Here is a 23,418-nt window from a genome sequence, read left to right on the forward strand (position 1 = left end):
TGCAAAAACATGATCGTATCGCAATCATGTACGTAGTTAGTTAAAAATAAAGGGATTCCAGCACTTTAATGTAATCAATTCTCGGCTGGTAGCCGAGCGGAATGCGGACTGAATGTTCTTCCACTTCGCTTCGTTTGATGGACTTTCGGCCTCCGTCTTCTTTTCGCTCCCAGTATTCGATCAAATAAGGTGCAGGCATTAGGAAAATGCCGCTGAAGGCTGATAAAATGACAAAGCAGATTCCGTCCTGGTCCAGGATTTGCTTCATATGGTTAATTTGATGGCCATGAAAATTCTGAAGCGGAAAGGAAGATGTGTTTTTCGTTTCCTTTGCTTCAAAATCAAGATACCTTCCTTTATAGATCCCGTTGTAGTCCGTTGTAGAAGACTGTTTAAAGTAGGCTTCCTTAATGACGGCCGCGCTTCTGCGGGGATAGTCGACGTTGACAATCTGGACAGGTGTAGGTTTTTTGTGAATGACGGCAATGCCTCTATTAAGATAATATTGATTGGTTTCATTTAAATCCTCTTCAAGAGTCATTCCGCGGTTGCTGTATATAGGATTGCTCTTTTTAGCAGCTGCCATTTCTTTTTTTTCCGGCGTATAGATTTTACCGTTAGGATATCGATAAGTCATATTTCCCCTCCCATGGCAAAGACTATACCTTATCATATCAGAAAATTGTCCTATAGCCTAAAAAAATGAGATATTTCCCATTCATACCTCTGTATTTGCGGGGAAGGCTATTAACCGAGGTGAGGGCCATGCGCGTAATAGTACTGACAATGAAGCAGCAGAGCTGGGTCATAGCCCAGGTCAGCAGGAAAACAGCGTACTGGAATTTGGATAATATCTCCCGGACAGATGCTTATTTCCGCTTCTACAAACGGCATCCTGAAATCAAGTGGCCTTTTCTTGCCAGCATGGTTTCGAGAAATGCCGGCTACAATATGACGGATCTTCATTCTTCCTGCTTTGCCGCAGCTCTCGGCAGCCATTTAAGAGAAGAGCTGTTTTTAACTTACGAAGCCGCAAACTGGCTGATCTTTTCCGATGCGTATCCGCAGCTTTTAATCTATGAATACTCCAAATATTTAGGGCTCCCGCTTTTTCCCCTGCTTGAAGCATTCGATATTTCCCCCTTTATGGTCCGGGAATGGGAGAAATTCTGGGCAACCCGCGATCAAAACCGGCTCATGGTGTCTCTGATCATTAACGAGCAGCATTTGATAGACGTCCCTGTTATTGGCCACCCCGTATTTAAAACAAGAGTCTTTACATCATTCGCATACCGCTTCCAGGATTTGTTCCATTTTTCGACGGTTCTTTTTCCCACCCGAAAAGGAGAGCTGTATGGATTTTCTGTTTATCGGTTTAAAAATATCGGTTCAAGAATCAATCTTGGGAAAAAACTTGCCCGGCTTTTATTCGACAGCAGATGGAATCAAGCCTTCTATCGGTTTGCGTGTTCAGTACCGCATACAGGGTCAAGGTATGATTATGAACAATTTTTTCATGAGAAGAGAAAAAGGCAGACCCCAATGCTCAGAATGGTTTGCCCCGCTGTTCCCCATCATATAGACGAAGCAAAACGAAAATGGTTTCACGGACAAAACTTGTCAGCTTATTATAAAGAACCTGCAATGGATCATCGGGCAGAGCTGACAGACTGGTTCAGAAAAAAACGCAATGAGCTTCAGATGATCTCCTATGTGAAAGAGTTTATGGACAAGCAAAAGGGGGCAGGGAGATAACCCTGCCCTCCACGTTATACAGAAGGACGGTTTGGACCGTTTAGTTTTTTATTTCCGGTTTCACGTTTGCCCGGTTCCGGTTTAGGCTGATTGGCTGGTTTTTGATTTTTCATCTTCGCACCTCCTGATATCTATTGTTCTCCTTCAAAGAAATTTCATTCTTGCTGCCGAAGTTTGAATGTCGAAAGAAGACAGTCACATTCTATGTTTGGCGAAACCCTTCTAGTTTTGTCATCAAGGAAGGGAGGAGGGAAATGAGGGAGAATGGTATTTACATGAAAGGAGTGAACGTTCATGGAAAAAATAATTAGCCGCAATGAAATACAAAAGCTTCTTCAGGAGATTGAAGAAGAGCTCGACAAGCTGGAGGAGAAAATGGGTTCTGCCATTCTTTCAGAAGGTTTGAACAAGGAACAGGTTCTCAGTGCCAAAGCAAGTACAGCTGTCATCCTGATGGAAAAAATTGAACGCACTGCGCAATTTGCAGCATCCGGGAAAACTTGGCCGATGGATCGTGCTCTTGCATTTCATTCTCCATTTCAATCATAAACCAGTTTTGTTATGATGGTTAGGAGGTGAACCTGTTGATTAAAGAGCTAGAATTATCCTACAGCCTGAAAAAAATAAACGAAGAGTCTTTGAACAGATTTTTAAAAGGAAAAGAAGAAGCAAAAGACTTCGACTTTTATTCAGATATTAAGCCTGCTTTTGAAAAGGGGTCTAAATTAGCAGCTGATTGGAAAACTCTCCTGGAAGAACGCTATAAAACCGACCGCCCCAAACATATCCACCCATCCCAGCTGGATTCTACGGTATCGAATCTTGAACAGCAGATTCTCCAGTCATTTGATCCGAAAGCAAAATCCCTTCGGTTTAAAAATACAAAAGAGTCCATTGATTATGTAGTCAATTCAGTGATCGAGTGGCTTGAACACAAATAAGAAAGCTGGCGTTTGCCAGCTTTCTTAATGTGTTTTCGGCAGGACGGCTGCACGTTTGATAACGGAAAACGATGCTGCAGTGACCCGCAGAAAGAATCTTTTTCATCCCTTTTTACCTGCTATTCAGATTTTATTTCAACCGGACGGTCGCCTTCGCTTGCAACCGGCTCGATCACATAGCCTGCTTCTTTATGATTTTTAGCCGGAACATTCATGCCATGCTTCGGCAGTTCGGGCTCATGTCCTTTTTGTTTATGATTAAAATGCTTGCCTCTACCCATGCTCAACCCCTCCTTCTTCATTAATATGTTGATTTTCAACCCGGATTATTCCGTACAAAATCATGTGATCATGAACCATTTAGGCAGCCTTGAATAAGATGGTTACTAGCCTAAACCGTTCGGCAGCGCGGACAGAAACAATCTTTAAGAAGGGGGATATAACGATGTTTTATCCATATGGGAGTGAAGGGTCAGAATATCAGAATTCCAGGGTAAAGCGGAGGCGGGGCAGCAGAAATGCGCAGTGGGGAAATCAGATTCATCAAGGCTATCAGCATGCCTATCCATATGAAGCATATCAGCAGGGGAATCCCTATTTCAATCAGACGCTTTATCAGTATCAGCCCAGCCAGCCAACCTTGCCATATCTTCAGAACCTTTCCCAATATACACCTAATACAGCTTTCCAGCCTTCAACCCCTTACCCATACCCCTATCCGAAACCCGGACCGGTCCAAAATCAGCAAACACCAGCCATGTCTTCCTTCATGTCGCAATTTAAAAAATCCAATGGCCAAATGGATTATAATAAAATGATGGATACTGCCGGTCAGATGATGAGTGCTGTAAATCAGATGAGCTCTTTATTCAAAGGAGTAACGGGATTCTTTAAATAACAGGAGGCTGTTTTTGGCTTGAGGATGATCTGCAGAGTTTCTGAAAAATTTGCCTCTTAGGCCAGGTTCCGCTTTCAATAGCGGCCACTCGTCTGCAAAAGTGGCCACCCGGTCTGCAAAACCGCCCGCAATAGGGTACGCCTCCGAAAGAGAAGCTCCATAAAGATGCATGCCTGTTTTAAAAAGCATGATTATTGAAAGAAAAGCCGGCTCTTTTACTAAAAAGAGCCGGAGCCGTTTATTGTATTTTTGCTGTCTGGAGGCAAGAGCCAGGTTTTTTTTGTATTTTTATTCACAGTACGTTTTAGGAGAAGCTGATCAAGAGTGGTCCAGCACTTTCCGATTGAATACCGGGCGGGGTGGGGGAGCTATTTGGGACGGGCTTTTTCGGTTTTGATCATTTTCTTCGGTTTTTGGCAGATGAACAAGCGGGGGCGCTGATTCCTATTAGATGCCTTTCTCTTGTTTGGCGGCGGGAAAGAATAATCAGGATGCTGATTTGTATGTTTATTTAGTGGTCATTGATTTTTGGCCCAGGCATTGATGATTAACCGGCTTTTTTGCAAAATCAGCTACGTTGGACAGGCACATTGTATACTGGACTGCTTTTTTTAGGCTAAAACCGTAATTAGGCGTTAAAACGGTCCGGATTTTGGTGTACGTTACGGTCCGGAAATTTTTTATTGTCCGTATTCCTGATTTATTGTCCGTACTTTTGTTTTATTGTCCGTACTCCCCATTTTATTGTCCGTACTTTCGTTTTATTGTCCGTACTTCCAATATAATTACTTTTCGACAAAATACGCCAAAACGTGCAGTGGTATTTTTACCGGTCTGCCGATTTTGAGTCTGAAAGCTGCACCTTGGCGTTGAACCTCAAAGATTTTGGTCCAGTTCCAGTAAGGGATTTGTTCTATTGTCCGTACTCCAATTTTATTGTCCGTACTTCCAATATAATTACTTTTCGACAAAATACGCCAAACCGTGCAGTGGTATTTTTACCGGTCCGCCGATTTTGAGTCTGAAAGCTGCACCTTGGCGTTGAACCTCACAGATTTTGGTCCAGTTCCAGTAAGGGATTTGTTCTATTGTCCGTACTCCAATTTTATTGTCCGAATTCCTGATTTATTGTCCGTACTTTTTGTTTTATTGTCCGTACTTTCGTTTTATTGTCCGTACTCCAATTTTATTGTCCGTACTTCCAATATAATTACTTTTCGACAGAATCCGCTAAACCGTGCAGGGGCATTTTATCCGGCCCGCCGGTTTTGAGCCTGAAAGCTGCACCTTGGCGTTGGACCTCACAAATCTTGGTCCAGTTCCAGTAAGGGATTTGTTTTATTGTCCGAATTCCTGATTTATTGTCCGTACTTTTTGTTTTATTGTCCGTACTTTCGTTTTATTGTCCGTACTCCAATTTTATTGTCCGTACTTCCAATATAATTACTTTTCGACAAAATCCGCTAAACCGTGCAGTGGTATTTTATCCGGTCCGCCGATTTTGAGTCTGAAAGCTGCACCTTGGCGTTGAACCTCACAGATTTTGGTCCAGTTCCAGTAAGGGATTTGTTTTATTGTCCGTACTTCCAATATAATTACTTTTCGACAAAATCCGCTAAACCGTGCAGTGGTATTTTTACCGGTCCGCCGATTTTGAGTCTGAAAGCTGCACCTTGGCGTTGAACATCACAGATTTTGGTCCAGTTCCAGTAAGGAATTTGTTTTATTATCCGTACTTCCAATATCTTTACTTCTCAGTAAAATCCGCTAACCGTGCAAAGCGCATTCATTTATTCAGCGTCTGTATTAGACTATTGCTTCAGCATAGAAGGCCTGTTCATTGTTTGCTTTCCTTTTTCTTCTCTTCTCCGGGCAGAGCCGCTCCGATGGAAGGGGAAGTGGAAGGCTGGACAATAACCCGGTCATTGAGCTGCTTAAAATCCGGCATGTTTTGATTATATTTTGTCATATAAAGCACCTCCTTCGATTAGTATGATCGAAGCACCCCCGGATTATCGAAAAAAGACGCGGCAGCCGCGTCATTTTTTGGGCATCCTTATAATTAGATTTCCATCCTTTAGAAACGTAATCATTCTGCTGCTCTCCACTTCAGAAGGGAGGTAAACGGACCTTGAAAAATGGCTGTATGTCGTAGATTGGGCATAATAGGGGCCGGTTTGCTCAGAGGAATGCTGTACTTTTCGGTCAATTTCAAGCGTGAGTGTACGCCCTGTTACATCGATATCAATATCCTGCATTGCCGTATCAGGAAGATGGGCCTCTACGAGCACTTCATCCTCTAATTCATATGCCTGCAAATCCATATAAGGAAAGGCAGCATTTTGAACCATAACCTCTTCAAATTGCTTTAAGAAATGTCTGACTGGGGATGAGTGGAAAAAATGATCAATGGCATTAGAGAGATCCCCGTTAAAATCGAACAGCTCTGAAGGACGCTCTTTTTTGTTTTTATCATTCATTCGTTTCCCGCCTTTCAAAATTGGGCTACTATACAATATGCACCGTTCACAAAATGGTTATCAATTGTAACATGCTCCGTTTTTATGCTTTAATGAATTTGTACATACATGCTTTGCTTTCTGCCGTGGTTTAGCTTCATGAAACACGGGTATGTTTAATAATGACCACTCCGTAGGAGGAATTGCGATGTTCAAAAAGTTATTTGGAAAAAAAGAAGAGGTTTCTAAAGAAGAATCTGTATTTGCTCCGATGAAAGGAAAGCTCGTTTCTCTTGAAGAAGTACCGGATCCGGTGTTCTCTCAAAAAATGATGGGGGACGGAGCAGCGATCATCCCATCTGAAGGGAAAGTAGTTTCGCCGGTAAACGGAGAAATCATTCAGCTTTTCCATACGAAGCATGCGATTGGACTGCGTTCTGAAACAGGCATGGAATTGCTTATCCATGTTGGACTGGAAACAGTAGGAATGAATGGAGAGGGCTTCGAGGCTCATGTCAAAGAAGGAGACAAAGTCTCAGTTGGAGATGCATTGCTTACGTGCGACCTTACCCTGATTTCTGAGAAAGCCTCCAGCATCATCACTCCGATCGTAATCACAAACGGTGATATCCTGGAATCTGTAGAAAAAGCAGAGCCTCAGGAAACCGATTTGGGTAAAACGGAAATTTTTCAGGTTAAAGCTAAATAACAGAACACAAATAAGTTTGCTGGCTGAGAGTGCTCGAAAAGAGCGCTCTTTTTCATTCCTGCCCTCCCGGATTAAAAAACTCTTTATAAACGAACACGCATTCGATACAATAGCATGAAAGAGGTGATCGTTTTGTTTAAGAAAAAGAGTATGGATCAGCTGATCGATTTGCTGAAGCATGATGAAGCTTATAAGGAGAAAATTGTCCATTGGAAGACGATTGAACCGCGTGAGGCTAAAATGGCAGAAATGCCTGAACATCTCCACCCTAAGCTAAAGGAAGCCCTCGGTGAACGAGGCATCCATAAGCTATATACGCATCAAAAAACAGCTTATGAAACAGCTAAAAGCCATCAAAGTTTTGTTGCTGTTACACCTACAGCCTCTGGGAAAACGCTCTGCTATAATCTTCCTGTTCTCCAGACCGTAATGGAAAACCCCGAAAGCCGGGCATTGTATTTATTCCCTACAAAAGCATTAGCCCAGGATCAAAAGAGCGAGTTAAACGAACTTATTGAAGCGATGGGCGTATCCATCAATTCCTATACCTATGATGGAGACACATCGCCTGCAATCAGGCAGGCTATAAGGAAGGCCGGGCACATCGTCATGACCAATCCGGATATGCTTCATTCGGCTATTCTGCCTCATCATACAAAATGGGTATCCTTGTTCGAGAATTTAAAATACATCGTCATCGATGAGCTTCATACGTACAGGGGGATTTTCGGCAGCCACGTAGCCAATGTCATCCGCAGACTCCTCAGGATATGCAAATATTACGGAAGCGAACCGGTATTTATCTGCACTTCGGCTACTATTGCGAATCCGAAAGAGCTGGGGGAGCGGCTTACCGGGGCGGGCATGAAGCTGATTGACAATAACGGGGCCCCTGCCGGCAAAAAGCATTTTGTATTTTATAATCCTCCTATTGTCAACAAAGCAATGAATATCAGGAAAAGTGCTACTCTGGAAGTGAGGGACCTGGCCGGCCGGTTTTTAAGCAATGGGATCCAGACGATTGTGTTTGCCCGGAGCCGGGTAAGGGTTGAAATCATTCTGACCTATCTTCAGGAGCTGATCAAAAAGAAGCTCGGCCCCAAAACGATCAGGGGTTACAGGGGAGGATATTTGCCGCAGCAGCGAAGGGAGATTGAAAAAGGCCTGAGAACAGGAGATGTGATTGGAGTAGTCAGCACAAATGCGCTGGAGCTTGGAGTCGACATCGGCCAGCTGCAGACGTGCATAATGACAGGATATCCCGGAACGATCGCCAGTGCATGGCAGCAGGCCGGGAGAGCGGGAAGACGTCACGGAGAGGCTTTCATTGTAATGGTAGCAAGCTCAAATCCTCTTGATCAGTATATTATTCAGAACCCGGATTACTTTTTCAATCAAAATCCTGAAACGGCAGTTATCGACCCAGATAATTTAATTGTGCTCGTCGACCATATCAAATGTGCAGCTTTTGAGCTTCCTTTCGGTGAGCAGGAAACATATGGCGAGGCAGATATTACCGAAATTCTTGAATTCCTGGCAGAGGAACAGGTGCTTGTCCGGAACAGAGGGCACTATCATTGGATGAATGCATCCTTCCCTGCTCACAACATATCCCTTCGTTCGGCATCCCAGGAAAACGTTGTGATCATTGACCAATCGGACCTTTCTGCAGTAAAGGTAATCGGTGAAATGGACCGGTTCAGTGCAATGACGCTTCTTCATGACGAAGCGATTTATCTTCATCAAGGGATTACCTTCCAGGTAGAGTTTCTGGATTGGGATGAAAAAAAGGCATTCGTACGCGAAGTGAAAACCGATTACTATACAGATGCAAACCTGGCCGTGCAGCTCAAAGTGCTGGAAACGGATTTGGAGAGCCGCACCGCCCGGTTCCAGACAGGTTTTGGCGATGTTGCTGTTCAGGCGATGGCGACTATTTTTAAAAAGATTAAATTTGATACCCACGAGAATATTGGTTCAGGACCGATTTCACTGCCAGAAGAAATTTTGCATACGAACGCGGCGTGGATCAGCCTGGAGACGGAGGAGAACGACTGGGGTGAAGATCGCGTGGAAGAGGCACTCATGGGGATGGCGAATGTATTTCGGCATATTGCTCCTTTAAAAGTGATGTGCGATCCTTCCGATCTCTATGTTGTACCACAGGTAAAGGCCTCCCATAATGAGCGTCCAACTGTATTTTTGTATGACCGGTATCCGGGAGGTGTAGGGCTCTCTAAAAAAATTTATGAGCAATTCAGCAGTCTAGTGGCCGAGAGCTATGATTTAATCACTGGCTGTCCCTGCGAACAGGGCTGTCCATCGTGCATTGGAACCGATGGAAGCATGGAATCTCAAAAACGGGATACACTCATTCTTTTAAATGAATTGAGGGAAACGCATGTCGATAAAAAACAAACTGAACCGTTTGAAGAACCATATAGTAACTGAATCCGCAGCCGGGGTTCAAATGACGGAAGTAAGCACTGACCGTCCCAAAACCGGTTCAGAGGGGGAAGGTTCACCATTTAAGGCAGTCAGATACGGAGACGATTTTTGCCTTCTACGGGAAGTGGTTTATCCACTGGATCACCTCCACGGGATTTACCGGTTAGAGGATTGTGCAGAAGCTGTTAGAGAATGGAATAAAAGCAAGCTGAACCATCCTCTTTCCGCTGCAGGACACCGGCCTGAGGACTTATTCTTTTTTGATACGGAGACGACAGGACTTGGCGGGGGAACGGGGAACATGATTTTCCTCCTCGGACATGCGTCCTTTACGGAAACGGGAGTGATCGTCCGACAGCATTTACTGCCTAAACCGGGGAACGAGGCTGCTTTTTATAAAAGCTTCCTGGGCTGCGCAGATATTTCTACGCTTGTAACGTATAATGGCAAATCCTTCGATTGGCCGCAGGTTAAGACACGCCATACGATGCTGCGCAACCTGGTCCCCGAGCTTCCTTCATTCGGCCATTTTGATTTATACCATGCTTCAAGAAGGCTTTGGAAGCATCGAAATTATCCCCTGAAGCTGGTTAACGTTGAATCAGAAATTCTCGGGATCTATCGAGAAGATGATGTTCCGGGGTATCTGGCGCCAATCATCTACCAGCATTACGTCCAAACCGGAGATGAAGCTGTCCTGGAAGGCATTATGAAGCATAACGAGCTGGACGTATTGACATTGATTACCCTTTATACACATCTATCAAGGAAACTTTTAAGTGCAGGCACCCGGAGCAGCATGGATGAAGGAGAACAGTATGAAGTGGCAAGATGGTATGAAAATGCCGGAGAAAAAGAAACCGCATTAAACGAGTATGAAGACATTGCAGAAAAAGGATCTGAATGGTCATTGGAAGCTAAGCTCAAAGTGGCAGATCATCTTAAAAAAGAAAAACAGTGGGAGAAAGCTGCTTCCATTTGGAAAGACATTTCAGCAAAAGGATCCGGGAAATTAAAAACCGAAGCTTGTGTCCAGCTGGCCATGTATTTTGAACATACTGTCGGGGAATTGGAGACAGCTCTAGAATGGACAGAGGAGGCCATTACTGCTGCAGATGACGTGACAGACCCTGGCAATGCCAAGAAAAGTGCTCTCATAATGGCTGCCCTGAACAAAAGGAAACTGAGGATTGAAGGGAAATTACTCAGGAATTATTCCCCGGGCAAGCGCAGGAAATGAGAAATTCCGCCAAATTTTTGACGTTTTTGTGACATTTTCGAACAAGTCTAAACAGTAATTGTAGATTTTTGCTGAACCATGTAAAATAGATGACTGTAAGCCAATCATCTGTTAGGAGAATGCAAAAATGCATAAAGGTGTTTTCTACCTGTTCTTTGTCGTGCTAATCATTACGGTGTATGTTTTTACTGCTTTTAAGGAAACGTTTTACGCATACCTTTAATTTGTACAGAAAAATAGGTGTTTATAATAGTACATGTACCCTCCTTTTGGCATAACTTGTATGGAAAGCAAGATAAGTCACTATAAGGAGTGGAGAAAATGTTCGGAAGAAGACCTTGTATGATGCCAGCTATTATTCACCCAACTCAATGCTGTGTGCAAAATACCTATTCTACGACGGCAGTACCCCATATTCATCCTCAGCACACTACAACTGTTAACCACCAGATGTACCAGCATCTGCACTATTACCCGCAAACGCAATCTGCTGAGAATCAAGTTTCCCATCAGCACTTTAACTGCAGCGGCCCGGGACCGCGCTAAAGACCAGGAAGGAGCTGAAAGACTCAGCTCCTTCACTTATGCATGCAGGTGATTATATGAAAACCATTGCCGTAACGGGGTATAAGCCTCATGAGATTGGCGTTTTTTCAAAGAGCCATCCGGCTGTCTTTTACATAAAAAAACTGATTGAAAAAGAATTAAGAGTCCTTGTTGAAGAAGGGCTGGAGTGGGTTGTGATCAGCGGACAATTAGGTGTTGAGCTTTGGGCTGCTGAAGTGGTTATTGAACTGAGACTTGAATACCCTGAGCTGCAGCTCGCAGTGCTGACTCCCTTTCTGGGGCAGGAAGAGAAATGGAATCCTGCAAATAAAGAGCAGTATGAAAGCATTCTGATGGAGGCCGATTTTACAGACAGCATCACGAAGCGTCCGTATGAGAGTCCGAAGCAGTTCATCCTGAAAAATCAGTTTATTATCCAAAAAACCGATGGTTTGCTGCTCATTTATGACGAAGAAAAGCCGGGTTCTCCAAAATTTTTATACGACACCGCCCGGAAAATGAGCACTCAGCACGAATATACCATTAGAGCCTTTTCTTTTTTTGATTTACAGATGATTGTCGAAGAACTTCAAAACGATGAATAAAGCATTTGTTTAAAAAAATGCGCTTATGGGGAAATTGACAATTGGAAGGATTTCTGAAAAAATATGAAGTAACCATTTCGAACGGGGTGAAAGAGATGCTTTCTGACAAAGTGAAGCTGACTGCCAAGGAAATACTTGAAAAAGAATTTAAAACCTCTGTAAGAGGCTATAGACAAGAAGATGTGGATAAATACCTTGATCTTATCATTAAAGATTATGAAACATTCCATCAGGAAATTGAAGAACTGCAGCAGGAAAATCTCAGGCTGAAAAAACAGCTGGAAGAAGCCTACAAAAAACAGCCGGCTCAAAGCAATACAACAAACTTTGATATTTTAAAAAGACTTTCAAACCTGGAAAAGCACGTTTTTGGAAGCAAGCTTTACGATTAATACATACATTTCCTTCCCTTCCAAAACAAACTATTGCTTTGCGGGGTAAAAACGGTTATACTTTACTATGCTGTTAACAGCGGCTAACTAAATAATAACGTTCAGGTAATCGCTGCAGTCTTCAGGGCTGCAGAGGAAAGTCCATGCTCGCACGGTGCTGAGATGCCCGTAGTGTTCGTGCCTGGCGAATTCATAAGCCAGGGTAGCCCGGTCTAGACTGGGCTAACGGCGGGGAACGAGCCTAAGTTTCATCATGGAATATGGCTCTACTACTCTGAAAGTGCCACAGTGACGTAGTCCTGCAAGAAATTGCAGGAGTGGAACGCGGTAAACCCCTCGAGCGAGAAACCCAAATAATGGTAGGGGCATTTTCCCGGAGAAACTGAACAATGGGAAAGACAGGGGCAACGGCCTCTGTAGATAGATGATTGCCGCCTGAGTACGAGGTGACAGCCGTTTGCAGTACAAAGGAACAAAACATGGCTTATCGAACGTTATTTAGTAACAGTTATCCACTATATCATGTATGGATTCGGCTCTCCTTGTTACAGGAGAGCTTTTTCGTTACAATATGAACGGGTCCCTGGCTGGACGGGACCGCCATTTCAAAGGAATGGGAGCTGGAACAATGAAGGATGTTACCCTGATTGCTACTTCCGCTATGGGCCTTGAATCCCTGGTGGCAAAAGAAGTGGGCACTCTTGGATATGAATATGAAACGGAAAATGGAAAAGTGATTTTTAAAGGGGATGCAAAAGCGATAGCGCGCTCCAATTTATGGCTGAGAACGGCCGACCGGATTAAAATCAGAGTCGGGGAATTTAAAGCGGAGACCTTTGATGAGCTTTTTGAAAAGACAAAATCCCTGAACTGGGGAGATTACATACCGGAAGATGCTGAGTTTCCTGTAATCGGGAAGTCTGTAAAGTCCAAACTTTTCTCAGTGCCGGACTGTCAGAGCATTGTCAAAAAGGCGGTTGTTGAAAATTTAAAAAGGCATTATAAAAACCAGTCAGGCTGGTTTGAAGAAAAAGGGCCGCTATACCGAATTGAAGTGGCGCTTCATAAAGATATTTGTACATTAACCCTTGATACTTCCGGCACAGGTCTTCACCGCCGGGGATTTAGAGTAGGCCAGGGAGAGGCGCCGATAAAAGAAACGCTGGCAGCTGCTCTCGTTATGCTGACGAACTGGAATCCTGATAAACCTTTTGCAGACCCTTTCTGCGGCTCAGGAACCATTCCTCTTGAAGCTGCCCTGATCGGACAAAACATCGCACCCGGGTTTAATCGTGACTTCGCTTCAGAAAAGTGGGGCTGGATCGGCAAAAGTGTATGGGATGAAGCCAGAATGGAAGCGGAAGATCTTGCCCGCTATGATCAGCAGCTTGAAATTCGCGGGAGTGACATTGATCACAGAATGGTCGAAATTGCTAAAGAAAATGCAGAGGAAGCCGGGATGGCTGACCTTATCCATTTTAAGCAGATGCAGGTCCGTGATTTCACTTCATCCTCTGATTACGGTGTGATTGTAGGGAACCCGCCCTACGGGGAGAGGCTTGGAGATAAGAAGCAGGTCGAACATATGTACAAGGAGATGGGTCAGGCGTTTGCGGCATTGGATACATGGTCTGTATACATGCTTACCTCCCATCCTGAATTTGAACAATTTTATGGAAAAAAAGCGACGAAAAAGCGGAAGCTCTTTAATGGCTTTATCCGGACGGATTATTATCAGTTCTGGGGGCAAAGACCCCCAAAGAGAGTATAAAAAGTGCCCCGCCTGCATAAACTGGCAGTAACTGTGCAAAAAGGGGAGGAGCCGTTTATGCTGGGCAATGAAGAGTTCCAATTAATTACAAGAGCACTCGATCGTTCATATGAGCAGCTCTCCGGACAGGAGGAGGGCGGGGCAGCTGGCATGCAGTCAATCGGGATAGCGAAAGAAGAGCTGCTGCAGGCTATGGCCCATGCTTCCTCTGTTGAAAAGAAGCTGATCATGCATACACTATATAATCGGTGTTGAGCAATAAGACAAGGCTCTTGTTAAAGAAGAGGAACCGGATGATGGTTCCTCTTTTTATCTTGCGTAACTATTGCAGCTTGAACCGCATCATGATAAAATTAAAAATCTGAATTTATATTGAGGAACGGTGTGAAATACATGACAACTGCCCGATTGCCTTTTCCTATTTCCAAAGACGAAACATTCTATGAAGGACTGTCCAACTGGATTGGAGACGTTTTTTACGATATCCTGCCTGAAAAAGGCTTTGACTTAAGAGATGAGCAGATTTTTATGGCATTTCAGCTGGAAAGAGCGTTCAAAGAAAAGAAAACCATATTCGCTGAAGCGGGAGTCGGTACAGGGAAAACCCTGGTGTATCTTCTTTTTACCATTGCTTATGCCCGATATACTGGAAAGCCTGCTGTCATTGCCTGTGCAGATGAGACATTGATTGAGCAGCTTGTTAAAGAGGAAGGCGATATCCGTAAAATCTCCAGGCACCTTGATTTAACGGTAGATGCTAGATTAAGCAAGTCTCAGGAGCAGTATTTATGTGTGAAAAAACTTGAAGAAGCGGTGAAGAAAGAAGACGTTGAAGTCTTCGATCAGATCCATGAGGAGCTGCCTGACTTTGTTCATCAGCCAGGCGGTATGCAGCGTTATACGCCTTATGGCGACCGGAAGCTTTACCCCGGAGTATCGGATGATGAGTGGAAGCGCATTTCCTGGGACCCCTTTCAGGACTGCCAGAGCTGTGAATTGCGTCAGCGTTGCGGTCTGACCCTTTCAAGGGATCATTACCGTAAATCTGCGGATTTGATTATTTGCTCCCATGATTTTTACATGGAGCATATTTGGAGCGCCGAATCCAGAAAGAGGGAAGGGCATCTGCCCTTTTTACCTGAACACAGCAGTGTGGTTTTTGACGAAGGCCATCTTCTTGAATTCGCAGCCCAGAAAGCATTAACATACCGAGTGAGAAAAAGCACACTGGAAGCAAGTTTAGAAAGACTTCTGCAAAATGAGATCCGGGAGGAATTTGCGAATTTAGTGGAAGAGGCCCTAATGATCAATGATGAATTTTTCAGCCTGCTGGAAGAATCGTCCCTTAAAGGAGAGGACTCAGACCGGTATGAAATCCTGACAGGTCCGAAGCTTAGCCGAATAGCTGCGAGCCTTCAGTCTGCCCTTGAAAAAATTGGAGAAGCACTTGTTTTTGAAGGGGAATTGTATACGATTGATCCTTTTGAACTGAAAATTGCGGAGGAGACGCTTGAGCAGATGGAATACTCCTTTCAGCTTTTTAATAAAGGAGGCCATGCTGTATCCTGGACAGAAAGCCAGGAAGGCGATCTTTGTCTCGTAATTATGCCGAGAACAGTTGAAGAAGTTTTAAAAGATAAAGTATTCAGCAGCGACAAGCCCGTTATCTTTTCATCCGCTACACTATCAAGCGCGAAATCGTTTGATTACATGGCAAGCAGTCTTGGAATTTCGGATTACTTATCCTTTACAGTGGACTCACCCTTTGATTATGATAATCAGATGGAGCTGTCTGTCTGCCATACTGAGACACAGGAAGCAAAGCTTGAAAAGCTAAAAGCTTCATTAAACAAAGCTGCCGGTAAAACGCTCATTCTTTTCCCTTCATTCAAAGAAATGAACTGGTTCAGGCTTCAAATGGATCAGGAAGGGTTTGAATTCCCTGTTTATTTTGAGGGGGATCGGGAGATTAGTGAAACGGTTTCAAAGTTTCAAAGAGAAACCCATTCTGTACTATGCGCGGTCAATCTTTGGGAAGGACTCGATGTTCCCGGTGAATCATTATCCAATCTGATCATATGGTCGCTCCCATTCCCTCCGGCTGATCCGGTTTTTAATTCCAAACGGAATCATTCGAAAGAACCATTCAGCCAGGTGGATCTTCCCTATATGATTTTAAGGCTGCGCCAGGGACTTGGCCGATTAATCCGCTCAGGAGCAGATTCAGGAACTGCGCTGATCTTTATTGACAGCGGATTAAGCCAAGAAACCCTTTCAGCGGTTCAGGCTGTTTTACCAGTTGCCCCTGTAACAGAAGAGACTATAAGTTGAGGCCTGAGTAAAGGCATCCCTTATAGGGATTTATAAACCGCTCTAAAAAAGCCCGGGATTGCTCGTACAGCGTTCCCGGGCTTTTTTTGCATTTGTTAGAAATAGCGTAGAGGGGGAATTGCTTCGAGCTGAAGGTGAATGTTTTCTTCTCTCACTGTTTAATCAAGCGCCAAGAATAGATTGACACCTGTTTCTTCATTGGATTAAGCTGATAGTGGGAATTTTCCCGCAATAAAAGAGGGGGTTACATACGTGGAGAGGACCAGTATTAAAAACCGTTTTTACGACCTGCTGCAGAAAATAGAGAGCTACAATGAAGCCTTGAACGTCATGTTCTGGGATTTACGCACAGGAGCGCCCAAAAAAGCAGTAGATCAGCGCTCAAAAACGATCGGGGTGATCTCATCCGAGGTCTTTCGCTTAAAAACCTCCCCGGAAATGAAAGAACTCCTTGAAGAGCTTAGCCATCAGCAGGGGTTATCCATTAAAACCGCGGCTGCTGTGGAACAGTCGCAAAAAGAATATGACAAATTCAAAAAAATTCCGGAAAAGGAATATGAAGAATACGTAATGCTTCAAACAAAGGCTGAATCTGTGTGGGAAACAGCTAAAGAGACGTCTGATTTTCTTCTATTTGCCCCCTACTTAGAAAAACTGGTAGATATGAACAAAAAATTTCTCCAGTATTGGGGCTATGAGGGGACTCCATATAATACACTGCTGGATTTTTATGAACCGGGGATGACGACGGATGTCCTGGACCGGGTATTTAAAAGCTTGCGGGAAAATATAGTCCCGCTAGTCCAAAAAATTGGAGCAGCGGATAAACAGCCGGACACAGGGTTTGTGTCTCAGTCTTTTCCAGCTGAAGGGCAGAAGAAAGCCAGCGGATTTTTCCTGAAAGAGCTGGGCTATGATTTTTCTGCCGGGCGGCTGGATGAAACGGTTCATCCATTTCAGATTTCACTTAACCGAAACGATGTGCGGGTGACGACAAAGTATGATGAATATGATTTCCGGACAGCGGTTTTCGGAACCATTCATGAATGCGGCCATGCCCTATATGAACAAAACATTTCCCCGGATCTGGAAGGAACGCTTCTTTGCAGCGGGACGTCCTACGGGATCCACGAATCCCAATCCTTGTTTTATGAGAATTTTGTAGGAAGAAGTTTTGGATTCTGGAAAAGATATTACCCGAAGCTGAAAGAGTTTTCTCCGGAGCAGCTTGAACATGTGTCCCTGGAGGATTTTTATTTCGCTATAAATGAATCCAAGCCTTCTTTAATCCGGATTGAGGCGGATGAACTGACGTATCCGCTTCATATTATGATCCGCTATGAGATTGAAAAAGAACTGTTTAACGGAACACTTGCCGTATCGGATCTGCCTGGAGTCTGGAATAAAAAATATGAGGAGTATCTCGGAGTAACTCCGCCGGATGATGCAAAAGGGGTGCTTCAGGATGTCCACTGGTCCGGAGGAAGCTTTGGATATTTTCCTTCCTATGCGCTGGGTCTCCTCTATGCAGCACAAATCCGTCAAGCCATGCTGAGGGATTTGCCGAATCTCGAGGAACTGATCGAAAAAGGAGAGCTGCAGCAGATTTTATCATGGCTTACAAACCGGATTCATCAGTACGGAAAAACGAAGAAACCTCTTGACCTGCTTTGGGAAGTAACCGGAGAGAATCTCAATCCTGACTACCTGATTGATTATTTAAAAGAAAAATATACTGCGTTATATTCGATCCAATAATGGTCGTTTTATAATCAAAAATCCGAACGATTTAAGTTTGATAGTATAAATTTGTTCGGATATCTTTCCAACAGCTGCAATCAATGCTATAATCCTAGTTAACTTAAACAGAACAGCACTCATATAATCGCAGGAATATGGCCTGCAAGTTTCTACCGGATTGCCGCAAACGATCTGACTATGAGTAAGCTTAAGTGCGGACCGGCCTGGATTTTATTCAGGTCTCTAAAGGCATTGCTTACTTCATAGTAGGCGATGCCTTTTTTGATGCCCGGGAAACCGTCAAAGAGGACCTGGTGGAAAAGTGTAAGGCAGGCGGGTCTTCATTATCCCTCGAGTGCCTTTGTTCTGTTGGCAAAATGAATGGAAAAGGAGTTTTACACATGCAGCTGCTAAAAGAGAAAATCATAATGGATGGAACTGTTTTAAACGAACAGGTTCTGAAGGTAGACTCCTTCTTAAATCACCAAATTGACCCTTTGCTGATGCACGAGATCGGCAAGGAATTTGCAAACCGGTTTCAAGATGCAGGAATCACCAAAATAGTTACCCTTGAATCATCCGGCATTGCACCGTCGGTTATGGCAGGCTTACACCTTGGCGTTCCCATTGTTTTTGCAAGAAAAAGAAAGTCCCTGACTCTGACTGACCAGCTATTAACAGCATCTGTGTATTCTTTTACAAAACAGGAAGAGAACGTGATCGCTGTTTCCGGTTCACATTTGAATGAAAAGGATTGTGTGTTGATTATCGATGATTTTCTGGCCAATGGACAAGCAGCAAAAGGACTGGCACAGATCACGGAACTAGCAGGAGCCAAGCTTGCAGGGATTGGCATCGTGATTGAAAAAGCTTTCCAGGAGGGGGGAAGAGCCTTGAGAGAGGGCGGCGTCAGAGTCGAATCACTGGCTCGTATTGAATCCCTTGAAAACGGAAAGGTATCCTTTGCAGAGGAGGAAGCGGCGCTATGAAACTGACGGCAGGAAAAACGGCTTCCCTCGCGATTCAGCATGTGTTAGCCATGTATGCAGGAGCGATGATTGTTCCCCTCATCGTCGGCAGTTCTCTCGGGTTAAATGGCGAGCAGCTGACCTATCTCGTATCCATCGATATTTTCATGTGCGGGGCTGCGACCTTGCTGCAGATTTACACGAACAGGTTTTTTGGAATCGGCCTGCCCGTTGTCCTCGGCTGCACCTTTACCGCGGTAGGGCCGATGATTGCCATCGGCTCGGAATACGGCCTCCCCTCTGTATACGGGGCTATTCTCGCTTCCGGACTTTTTGTTCTTTTGATGGCAGGTGTCTTCAGCAAAATCGCAAAGTTTTTCCCGCCGGTAGTAACTGGCTCTGTTGTAACAATTATCGGAATCACCCTGATTCCCGTTGCGATGGGGAACATGGCAGGGGGAGAGGGAAGCAGCGATTTTGGTGCGGCTTCTAACCTTGCGCTTGCCTTTGGTGTTCTTTTTTCCATCATCCTTTTGTTCAAATTTACAAAAGGGTTTATCCGTTCCATCTCCATTCTGATTGGCCTGGCCGCTGGAACGATAGCGGGTGCATGGATGGGAAAAGCTGATTTCCAGGCGGTGCAGGACGCTTCGTGGCTGTCCGGAATAAAGCCGTTTTACTTCGGAGCTCCATCCTTTGAATGGGCCCCCATCCTTACGATGATTCTTGTAGCAATCGTCAGCATGATTGAATCAACAGGAGTGTATGCGGCAGTAGCAGATATTTGCGGGAAAAAAATCGGTGAAAAGGATCTTGCCAGGGGATACAGGGCAGAAGGAGCGGCTTATATCCTTGGCGCAGTGTTTAATGCATTTCCCTATACGGCATACTCTCAAAATGTAGGCCTCATTCAGCTTTCAGGCATTAAGACAAAAAAGGTAATTTTTACTGCCGCCATGATGCTGGTCCTTCTCGGGCTAGTCCCCAAAATTGCGGCGCTTACTACGGTTATACCAGCTCCTGTCCTTGGAGGAGCGATGGTCGCTATGTTTGGAATGGTCATTGCCTACGGCATTAAAATGCTGTCCCAAGTTGATTTTACTTCCCAGGAGAATCTATTGATCATTGCATGCTCAATCGGGATTGGCATGGGGGTTACAGCCGTTCCGGACATGTTTGCCCAGCTGCCTGAAGCAGTGAAAATCTTGACTAGCAATGGGATTGTGGCTGGAAGTACAGCCGCCATTTTACTGAATTTGCTGCTGAATATGCGACCTGATGACAAAAGCAAAAGCCGGTTTGAATCAAACAGCATGGATAATACCAGAGTCTCGTGATATTCATGACCAAAGAGACGGCTTTAAATAAAAACGATAATAAGCTAAGCGATGAGTTTTTAATATAAAGGCTATGTTAAAGCATGGTGTTGATTTTTCACACCTGTTGATTGGAGCAGAAGGCGTGAGACTCCGAGCTAAGAGCAGCGGGACAGGTAAGACCCCGCCCAAGGATAAGCGAGCGCCTGCAGCGGAAATCAACAGCCAAGTTTAACAGAGCTAATAAAAAAAGGCATCCGTTCGGAACAATGCGGATGCTTTTTCAATGTAAGCTCGTATGATAGTATGCCAGGCTGCCATTTGCATAGTCAGATGGCCTCACTGTTTCACCTGCTCTGCAGAATTTTCCGCATTTAGGGTTGCCTCATATCCTATGCAAATAGGCTGTTTTCCGCTGTAAATGAAACCTTCAAAGAGCCTTCCTGTTTTTCAGCTTGTGACTGGTGGGCATCCGATTTTCCAACAAGTCTTGGCGTTGTGATGTCGAGCTTAATGCCTTTTGAAGATAGAGAAGTCGCCATTTGGCCGGCGGCCATATTGGCAAATTCCCCAATAAAAGAATGAAGCATTTCACCTTCAAGTGCCATCCCATATAATTTTAAACCAAAATCTTTAAAAATTTCCTCGTCGCCTTCAATAAGCAGACTGCCTTTTACTTCCCCGATAATCCCAACTTCAACCGCAGCAAAACGGCTGATCTCCAAATCAAGAAACGTGCCGGGAATCATGGTTTTAATTGAATCAAACGTACTAGAAATGATCATATCATAAGCGGTAGTTGTCATTAAAATAGTTCCTCCGACTTATTTTCTTCGTTTTCATCATACCATAGTTCCGGATAATTCGAACACTGCTTTCGCTTGAAATTTGTCGAAAATTGTTTCATAATTGTGTTCTTGCAGGGCAAATATAAGATTGAGTAAGGAGCTGATCGGCAATGCTGATGGAAATTCCAATAAAACAGATTAACGTAAAAGACGGCCGGACGGCCACGATTCGCCCGGTTCATGAAGAAGATGCATCCGGTATCATTGCGGCTGCAATAGAAGTCGTTCAATCCGGTGTTTACATACAGAAAGAAAAAGTGCGGTCTCTTGACGAAGAGCGCGCGTTTATTGCAGAAATGAAAGCGAAAGATAATATGTATGCTGTAATCGAACTGGACGGAGAAATAGCGGGGATAGCGAGAGTCATCCGGGGAGATTTAAAAATGAAGCGTCATACAGGCCTGTTCCGGACGTGGCTTGCGGGTTCTGCACAGGGCCTGGGCCTTGGAAAAGAGGCCATGGCTTATACTTTGGAGTGGTGCAGGCTTCATAATCTTCACAAATTGTGCCTTACTGTTTTTAAAAGCAATGAAATTGCCGCGAAGCTTTATGAAAAAGCAGGGTTTTCAGTAGAAGGGATACAGAAGGAACAAGTATACCTGAATGGACGGTATGATGACGAAATTTTTATGGCTTATTTTTTTTAAAGGGCAGTGACCAGATATTGATCCGGTTCTTTCATCTGACAGATGAGAGAACCGGATTTTTATTTTGAATGAGAAGGGGAGTGAATGGAAATAGTATCCTTATTCTAATCAAAGGTTGTGCATATATGGGATACATACTTTCCTGCGGAACTTCAACGCCTGCTTATGAAATAAACCAGGAGACTGGAGCGAAATTTGCGGAAGAAATGTTCCGTGGGTCCTTTAAAGATCTCCCAAGACTTCTTAAAGCGTTTCAAAATGGAGAAATTGAATCCAGGCAATTTGTGGAGCCGATGGAATGGTATTCATCAGAACATTCATTGGAGGAGAAAAACAGCCGCTATTGCACGCATGCTGTTCAGCATGGAACTGTGGCTGTCGACCGTGCGCTCAACAATCCGGACTTCCTTTATTCCGGTGTCAGCTGCTCAGAGATAGATGCGATTTTTTTCATTTCAAGCACAGGGCTTTCCACACCGAGCATCGATGCGAAAATAATCAATCATCTGCCCTTCAAGGAAAGCGTTAAAAGAATTCCGGTGTGGGGGCTGGGATGTGCTGGAGGTGCTTCAGGGCTTGCAAGGGCGCTTGATTACTGCAAAGCATACCCTGATGCTTGTGTTCTTGTGCTGTCCGTAGAATTATGCAGTCTCACTTTTCAAAGAGGGGACCTGTCCAAAAGCAATCTGATCGGAACCTCCTTATTTGCCGATGGCATTGCCTGTATGCTTGTAGCAGGCAGCGAGTCACACCTGCTGGAGCTTTCTAAGCTCAGGTTTATGCCTAACCTTAAAGCCTCAAAGTCTGTTTTTATGAGGAATTCTGAAGAGGTAATGGGCTGGGATGTCAAAAATGACGGGCTGCATGTTGTTTTTTCCAGGGATATCCCGGCGATTATCCAAAACTGGCTTGGTCCAAACGTCCGGACCTTTTTAGAGGAGCAGGGGGTTTCTCCGGAGCAGATCGGCATGTTTCTCGCTCATCCCGGAGGAAAAAAGGTACTGGATGCCTATACAAAAACACTGAATCTGAACGACGATGCACTCCTGCACAGCAGGGAAATTTTAAGAAAGCATGGAAATATGTCTTCGGCGACCGTTTTTTATGTCATTCAAAGGGCAATGAAGGAGAAATATTCTTCGCGGCCGGCGCTTTCCTTATCCGGAGCCCTCGGACCCGGATTTTGCGCTGAGCTGCTTCTGATTAAATGGGAGGAAATGGAATGACGGTAATACTGCTGTTAACGGTGATGGTTTTGCAGCGTTTGTCGGAACTGGTTATCGCCAGTAGCAATGAAAAGAAGCTCAAAGGCCTGGGCGGTGTAGAATATGGGCAAAACCACTATCCGTATATGGTCATTCTGCATGCTGCCTTTTTGCTTACGCTTGCAGGGGAAATTTTTCTTTTCAGCAGGACCATTTCTCCGTTATGGGGCATCATCGTCCCGTTAATTTTGATCACACAGGTCATACGGTATTGGGCCATTGCCACCCTCGGAACAAGATGGAATACGAAGATTATCCTCATGCCGGAGGAAAACGTCGTCGTAAAGGGGCCTTACCACTATTTTCGCCATCCAAATTATGTGGCAGTAACAGCCGAAATCCTATTATTTCCGCTCCTTTTTCAGGCATATGGCACAGCCATCCTGTTTACAGCTCTAAATGCGCTGATGCTTTCCGTCAGAATCCCTGCAGAAGAGCAGGCATTAAAGGAGCATACAGATTATACAGCTGCTTTCAGGCTGAACAACAGCCAGCCGGAATCTGAATCATGATTGCTTGCATTGAAAATCCGTGATACT

The 23,418-nt window shown here is 44.4% G+C and carries 24 protein-coding genes, 1 other RNA gene and 1 riboswitch; of the genes, 20 read left to right on the top strand and 5 right to left on the bottom strand.

Annotated elements, in window-relative coordinates; translation table 11 throughout:
* Positions 1-40: 40 nt before the first annotated feature.
* A complete protein-coding gene (gene recU, locus ACQCV8_RS07965) occupies positions 41-637 on the bottom strand; it encodes a Holliday junction resolvase RecU (protein ID WP_426844044.1) in 597 nt (198 codons plus the stop codon).
* Between the two features lie 128 nt (positions 638-765).
* Between recU and ACQCV8_RS07970 the strand changes: the two genes are divergently transcribed.
* The 3 genes from ACQCV8_RS07970 to ACQCV8_RS07980 all read left to right on the top strand — a co-directional run bounded on the left by ACQCV8_RS07970 (position 766) and on the right by ACQCV8_RS07980 (position 2,696).
* Positions 766-1,755, top strand: coding sequence for a DUF2515 family protein (locus ACQCV8_RS07970; RefSeq protein ID WP_426844045.1), 990 nt, complete (start codon positions 766-768; stop codon positions 1,753-1,755).
* 294 nt (positions 1,756-2,049) lie between these two features.
* The gene (locus tag ACQCV8_RS07975; RefSeq protein WP_426844046.1) at positions 2,050-2,304 is read left to right on the top strand and encodes a hypothetical protein; all 255 of its coding nucleotides are present in this window, start codon (positions 2,050-2,052) and stop codon (positions 2,302-2,304) included.
* 35 nt (positions 2,305-2,339) lie between these two features.
* Positions 2,340-2,696 carry a DUF1798 family protein gene (locus tag ACQCV8_RS07980; protein ID WP_426844047.1) on the top strand — a complete coding sequence of 119 codons (357 nt, stop codon included), beginning with the start codon at positions 2,340-2,342 and terminating at the stop codon, positions 2,694-2,696.
* A gap of 119 nt (positions 2,697-2,815) precedes the next feature.
* Here the strand turns inward: ACQCV8_RS07980 and ACQCV8_RS07985 are convergent, their stop codons facing one another.
* Positions 2,816-2,977: a hypothetical protein gene (locus ACQCV8_RS07985; protein ID WP_426844048.1), complete on the bottom strand. Its 162-nt coding sequence runs from the start codon at positions 2,975-2,977 to the stop codon at positions 2,816-2,818.
* Between the two features lie 164 nt (positions 2,978-3,141).
* Between ACQCV8_RS07985 and ACQCV8_RS07990 the strand changes: the two genes are divergently transcribed.
* Positions 3,142-3,594 (top strand): YppG family protein, encoded by a 453-nt coding sequence (locus ACQCV8_RS07990; RefSeq protein ID WP_426844049.1) that lies wholly within the window; start codon positions 3,142-3,144, stop codon positions 3,592-3,594.
* A 1,837-nt stretch (positions 3,595-5,431) separates the two neighbouring features.
* Here the strand turns inward: ACQCV8_RS07990 and ACQCV8_RS07995 are convergent.
* Positions 5,432-5,563, bottom strand: coding sequence for a hypothetical protein (locus ACQCV8_RS07995; protein ID WP_426844050.1), 132 nt, complete (start codon positions 5,561-5,563; stop codon positions 5,432-5,434).
* Between the two features lie 70 nt (positions 5,564-5,633).
* Entirely contained in the window at positions 5,634-6,074 is a 441-nt protein-coding gene (locus ACQCV8_RS08000; protein ID WP_426844051.1) for an Hsp20/alpha crystallin family protein, read from the bottom strand.
* A gap of 187 nt (positions 6,075-6,261) precedes the next feature.
* Between ACQCV8_RS08000 and ACQCV8_RS08005 the strand changes: the two genes are divergently transcribed.
* The 13 genes from ACQCV8_RS08005 to ACQCV8_RS08065 all read left to right on the top strand — a co-directional run bounded on the left by ACQCV8_RS08005 (position 6,262) and on the right by ACQCV8_RS08065 (position 20,140).
* Positions 6,262-6,762: a PTS sugar transporter subunit IIA gene (locus ACQCV8_RS08005; protein WP_426844052.1), complete on the top strand. Its 501-nt coding sequence runs from the start codon at positions 6,262-6,264 to the stop codon at positions 6,760-6,762.
* Positions 6,763-6,912: 150 nt separating this feature from the next.
* Entirely contained in the window at positions 6,913-9,213 is a 2,301-nt protein-coding gene (locus ACQCV8_RS08010; protein ID WP_426844253.1) for a DEAD/DEAH box helicase, read from the top strand.
* A complete protein-coding gene (locus ACQCV8_RS08015; RefSeq protein ID WP_426844053.1) occupies positions 9,164-10,450 on the top strand; it encodes a ribonuclease H-like domain-containing protein in 1,287 nt (428 codons plus the stop codon). The genes ACQCV8_RS08010 and ACQCV8_RS08015 overlap by 50 nt, the downstream gene beginning before the upstream one ends.
* A 321-nt stretch (positions 10,451-10,771) precedes the next feature.
* Positions 10,772-10,996 carry a CotD family spore coat protein gene (locus ACQCV8_RS08020; RefSeq protein ID WP_426844054.1) on the top strand — a complete coding sequence of 75 codons (225 nt, stop codon included), beginning with the start codon at positions 10,772-10,774 and terminating at the stop codon, positions 10,994-10,996.
* A gap of 56 nt (positions 10,997-11,052) precedes the next feature.
* Positions 11,053-11,601, top strand: a complete 549-nt coding sequence (locus ACQCV8_RS08025) for a DUF1273 domain-containing protein (protein ID WP_426844055.1) — start codon at positions 11,053-11,055, stop codon at positions 11,599-11,601.
* Positions 11,602-11,696: 95 nt separating this feature from the next.
* A complete protein-coding gene (gene gpsB / locus ACQCV8_RS08030) occupies positions 11,697-11,993 on the top strand; it encodes a cell division regulator GpsB (protein WP_426844254.1) in 297 nt (98 codons plus the stop codon).
* A 97-nt stretch (positions 11,994-12,090) separates the two neighbouring features.
* Positions 12,091-12,485: RNase P RNA component class B (gene rnpB, locus ACQCV8_RS08035), an RNA gene on the top strand.
* 136 nt (positions 12,486-12,621) lie between these two features.
* The gene (locus tag ACQCV8_RS08040; RefSeq protein WP_426844056.1) at positions 12,622-13,764 is read left to right on the top strand and encodes a THUMP domain-containing class I SAM-dependent RNA methyltransferase; all 1,143 of its coding nucleotides are present in this window, start codon (positions 12,622-12,624) and stop codon (positions 13,762-13,764) included.
* 57 nt (positions 13,765-13,821) lie between these two features.
* Positions 13,822-14,019, top strand: coding sequence for a hypothetical protein (locus tag ACQCV8_RS08045; RefSeq protein ID WP_426844057.1), 198 nt, complete (start codon positions 13,822-13,824; stop codon positions 14,017-14,019).
* A 138-nt stretch (positions 14,020-14,157) separates the two neighbouring features.
* Positions 14,158-16,095 carry an ATP-dependent DNA helicase gene (locus tag ACQCV8_RS08050; protein ID WP_426844058.1) on the top strand — a complete coding sequence of 646 codons (1,938 nt, stop codon included), beginning with the start codon at positions 14,158-14,160 and terminating at the stop codon, positions 16,093-16,095.
* 252 nt (positions 16,096-16,347) lie between these two features.
* Positions 16,348-17,853: a carboxypeptidase M32 gene (locus ACQCV8_RS08055; protein WP_426844059.1), complete on the top strand. Its 1,506-nt coding sequence runs from the start codon at positions 16,348-16,350 to the stop codon at positions 17,851-17,853.
* Positions 17,854-17,952: 99 nt separating this feature from the next.
* A riboswitch (purine riboswitch) is annotated at positions 17,953-18,054 on the top strand.
* A 182-nt stretch (positions 18,055-18,236) separates the two neighbouring features.
* Entirely contained in the window at positions 18,237-18,824 is a 588-nt protein-coding gene (locus tag ACQCV8_RS08060; RefSeq protein WP_426844060.1) for a xanthine phosphoribosyltransferase, read from the top strand.
* Positions 18,821-20,140 carry a nucleobase:cation symporter-2 family protein gene (locus ACQCV8_RS08065; RefSeq protein WP_426844061.1) on the top strand — a complete coding sequence of 440 codons (1,320 nt, stop codon included), beginning with the start codon at positions 18,821-18,823 and terminating at the stop codon, positions 20,138-20,140. The genes ACQCV8_RS08060 and ACQCV8_RS08065 overlap by 4 nt, the downstream gene beginning before the upstream one ends.
* A gap of 371 nt (positions 20,141-20,511) precedes the next feature.
* On the opposite strand, the gene ACQCV8_RS08070 is transcribed toward ACQCV8_RS08065, so the two are convergent.
* Positions 20,512-20,925, bottom strand: a complete 414-nt coding sequence (locus tag ACQCV8_RS08070; RefSeq protein ID WP_426844062.1) for a chemotaxis protein CheX — start codon at positions 20,923-20,925, stop codon at positions 20,512-20,514.
* A gap of 152 nt (positions 20,926-21,077) precedes the next feature.
* On the opposite strand from ACQCV8_RS08070, the gene ACQCV8_RS08075 reads away from it, so the two are divergent.
* The 3 genes from ACQCV8_RS08075 (at position 21,078) to ACQCV8_RS08085 (ending at position 23,391) form a co-directional block, all read left to right on the top strand.
* On the top strand, positions 21,078-21,614 hold the full coding sequence (locus ACQCV8_RS08075; protein ID WP_426844063.1) for an N-acetyltransferase family protein: 537 nt from the start codon (positions 21,078-21,080) through the stop codon (positions 21,612-21,614).
* Between the two features lie 125 nt (positions 21,615-21,739).
* Positions 21,740-22,840, top strand: coding sequence for a type III polyketide synthase (locus ACQCV8_RS08080; RefSeq protein ID WP_426844064.1), 1,101 nt, complete (start codon positions 21,740-21,742; stop codon positions 22,838-22,840).
* Positions 22,837-23,391: an isoprenylcysteine carboxyl methyltransferase family protein gene (locus ACQCV8_RS08085; protein ID WP_426844065.1), complete on the top strand. Its 555-nt coding sequence runs from the start codon at positions 22,837-22,839 to the stop codon at positions 23,389-23,391. The genes ACQCV8_RS08080 and ACQCV8_RS08085 overlap by 4 nt, the downstream gene beginning before the upstream one ends.
* The last annotated feature ends 27 nt before the right edge of the window (positions 23,392-23,418 follow it).

This window comes from Metabacillus sp. 84, from assembly GCF_050107715.1.
Taxonomy (GTDB): domain Bacteria; phylum Bacillota; class Bacilli; order Bacillales; family Bacillaceae; genus Metabacillus_B.

Excerpts from the sequence above, each read along its gene's own strand:
- recU (WP_426844044.1), bottom strand. The coding sequence starts at position 637 with ATGACTTATCGATATCCTAACGGTAAAATCTATACGCCGGAAAAAAAA.
- ACQCV8_RS07970 (WP_426844045.1), top strand. The coding sequence starts at position 766 with ATGCGCGTAATAGTACTGACAATGAAGCAGCAGAGCTGGGTCATAGCC.
- ACQCV8_RS07975 (WP_426844046.1), top strand. The coding sequence starts at position 2,050 with ATGGAAAAAATAATTAGCCGCAATGAAATACAAAAGCTTCTTCAGGAG.
- ACQCV8_RS07985 (WP_426844048.1), bottom strand. The coding sequence starts at position 2,977 with ATGGGTAGAGGCAAGCATTTTAATCATAAACAAAAAGGACATGAGCCC.
- ACQCV8_RS07990 (WP_426844049.1), top strand. The coding sequence starts at position 3,142 with ATGTTTTATCCATATGGGAGTGAAGGGTCAGAATATCAGAATTCCAGG.
- ACQCV8_RS07995 (WP_426844050.1), bottom strand. The coding sequence starts at position 5,563 with ATGACAAAATATAATCAAAACATGCCGGATTTTAAGCAGCTCAATGAC.
- ACQCV8_RS08000 (WP_426844051.1), bottom strand. The coding sequence starts at position 6,074 with ATGAATGATAAAAACAAAAAAGAGCGTCCTTCAGAGCTGTTCGATTTT.
- ACQCV8_RS08005 (WP_426844052.1), top strand. The coding sequence starts at position 6,262 with ATGTTCAAAAAGTTATTTGGAAAAAAAGAAGAGGTTTCTAAAGAAGAA.
- ACQCV8_RS08010 (WP_426844253.1), top strand. The coding sequence starts at position 6,913 with ATGGATCAGCTGATCGATTTGCTGAAGCATGATGAAGCTTATAAGGAG.
- ACQCV8_RS08015 (WP_426844053.1), top strand. The coding sequence starts at position 9,164 with ATGTCGATAAAAAACAAACTGAACCGTTTGAAGAACCATATAGTAACT.
- ACQCV8_RS08020 (WP_426844054.1), top strand. The coding sequence starts at position 10,772 with ATGTTCGGAAGAAGACCTTGTATGATGCCAGCTATTATTCACCCAACT.
- ACQCV8_RS08025 (WP_426844055.1), top strand. The coding sequence starts at position 11,053 with ATGAAAACCATTGCCGTAACGGGGTATAAGCCTCATGAGATTGGCGTT.
- gpsB (WP_426844254.1), top strand. The coding sequence starts at position 11,697 with ATGCTTTCTGACAAAGTGAAGCTGACTGCCAAGGAAATACTTGAAAAA.
- ACQCV8_RS08040 (WP_426844056.1), top strand. The coding sequence starts at position 12,622 with ATGAAGGATGTTACCCTGATTGCTACTTCCGCTATGGGCCTTGAATCC.
- ACQCV8_RS08045 (WP_426844057.1), top strand. The coding sequence starts at position 13,822 with ATGCTGGGCAATGAAGAGTTCCAATTAATTACAAGAGCACTCGATCGT.
- ACQCV8_RS08050 (WP_426844058.1), top strand. The coding sequence starts at position 14,158 with ATGACAACTGCCCGATTGCCTTTTCCTATTTCCAAAGACGAAACATTC.
- ACQCV8_RS08060 (WP_426844060.1), top strand. The coding sequence starts at position 18,237 with ATGCAGCTGCTAAAAGAGAAAATCATAATGGATGGAACTGTTTTAAAC.
- ACQCV8_RS08065 (WP_426844061.1), top strand. The coding sequence starts at position 18,821 with ATGAAACTGACGGCAGGAAAAACGGCTTCCCTCGCGATTCAGCATGTG.
- ACQCV8_RS08070 (WP_426844062.1), bottom strand. The coding sequence starts at position 20,925 with ATGACAACTACCGCTTATGATATGATCATTTCTAGTACGTTTGATTCA.
- ACQCV8_RS08075 (WP_426844063.1), top strand. The coding sequence starts at position 21,078 with ATGCTGATGGAAATTCCAATAAAACAGATTAACGTAAAAGACGGCCGG.
- ACQCV8_RS08080 (WP_426844064.1), top strand. The coding sequence starts at position 21,740 with ATGGGATACATACTTTCCTGCGGAACTTCAACGCCTGCTTATGAAATA.
- ACQCV8_RS08085 (WP_426844065.1), top strand. The coding sequence starts at position 22,837 with ATGACGGTAATACTGCTGTTAACGGTGATGGTTTTGCAGCGTTTGTCG.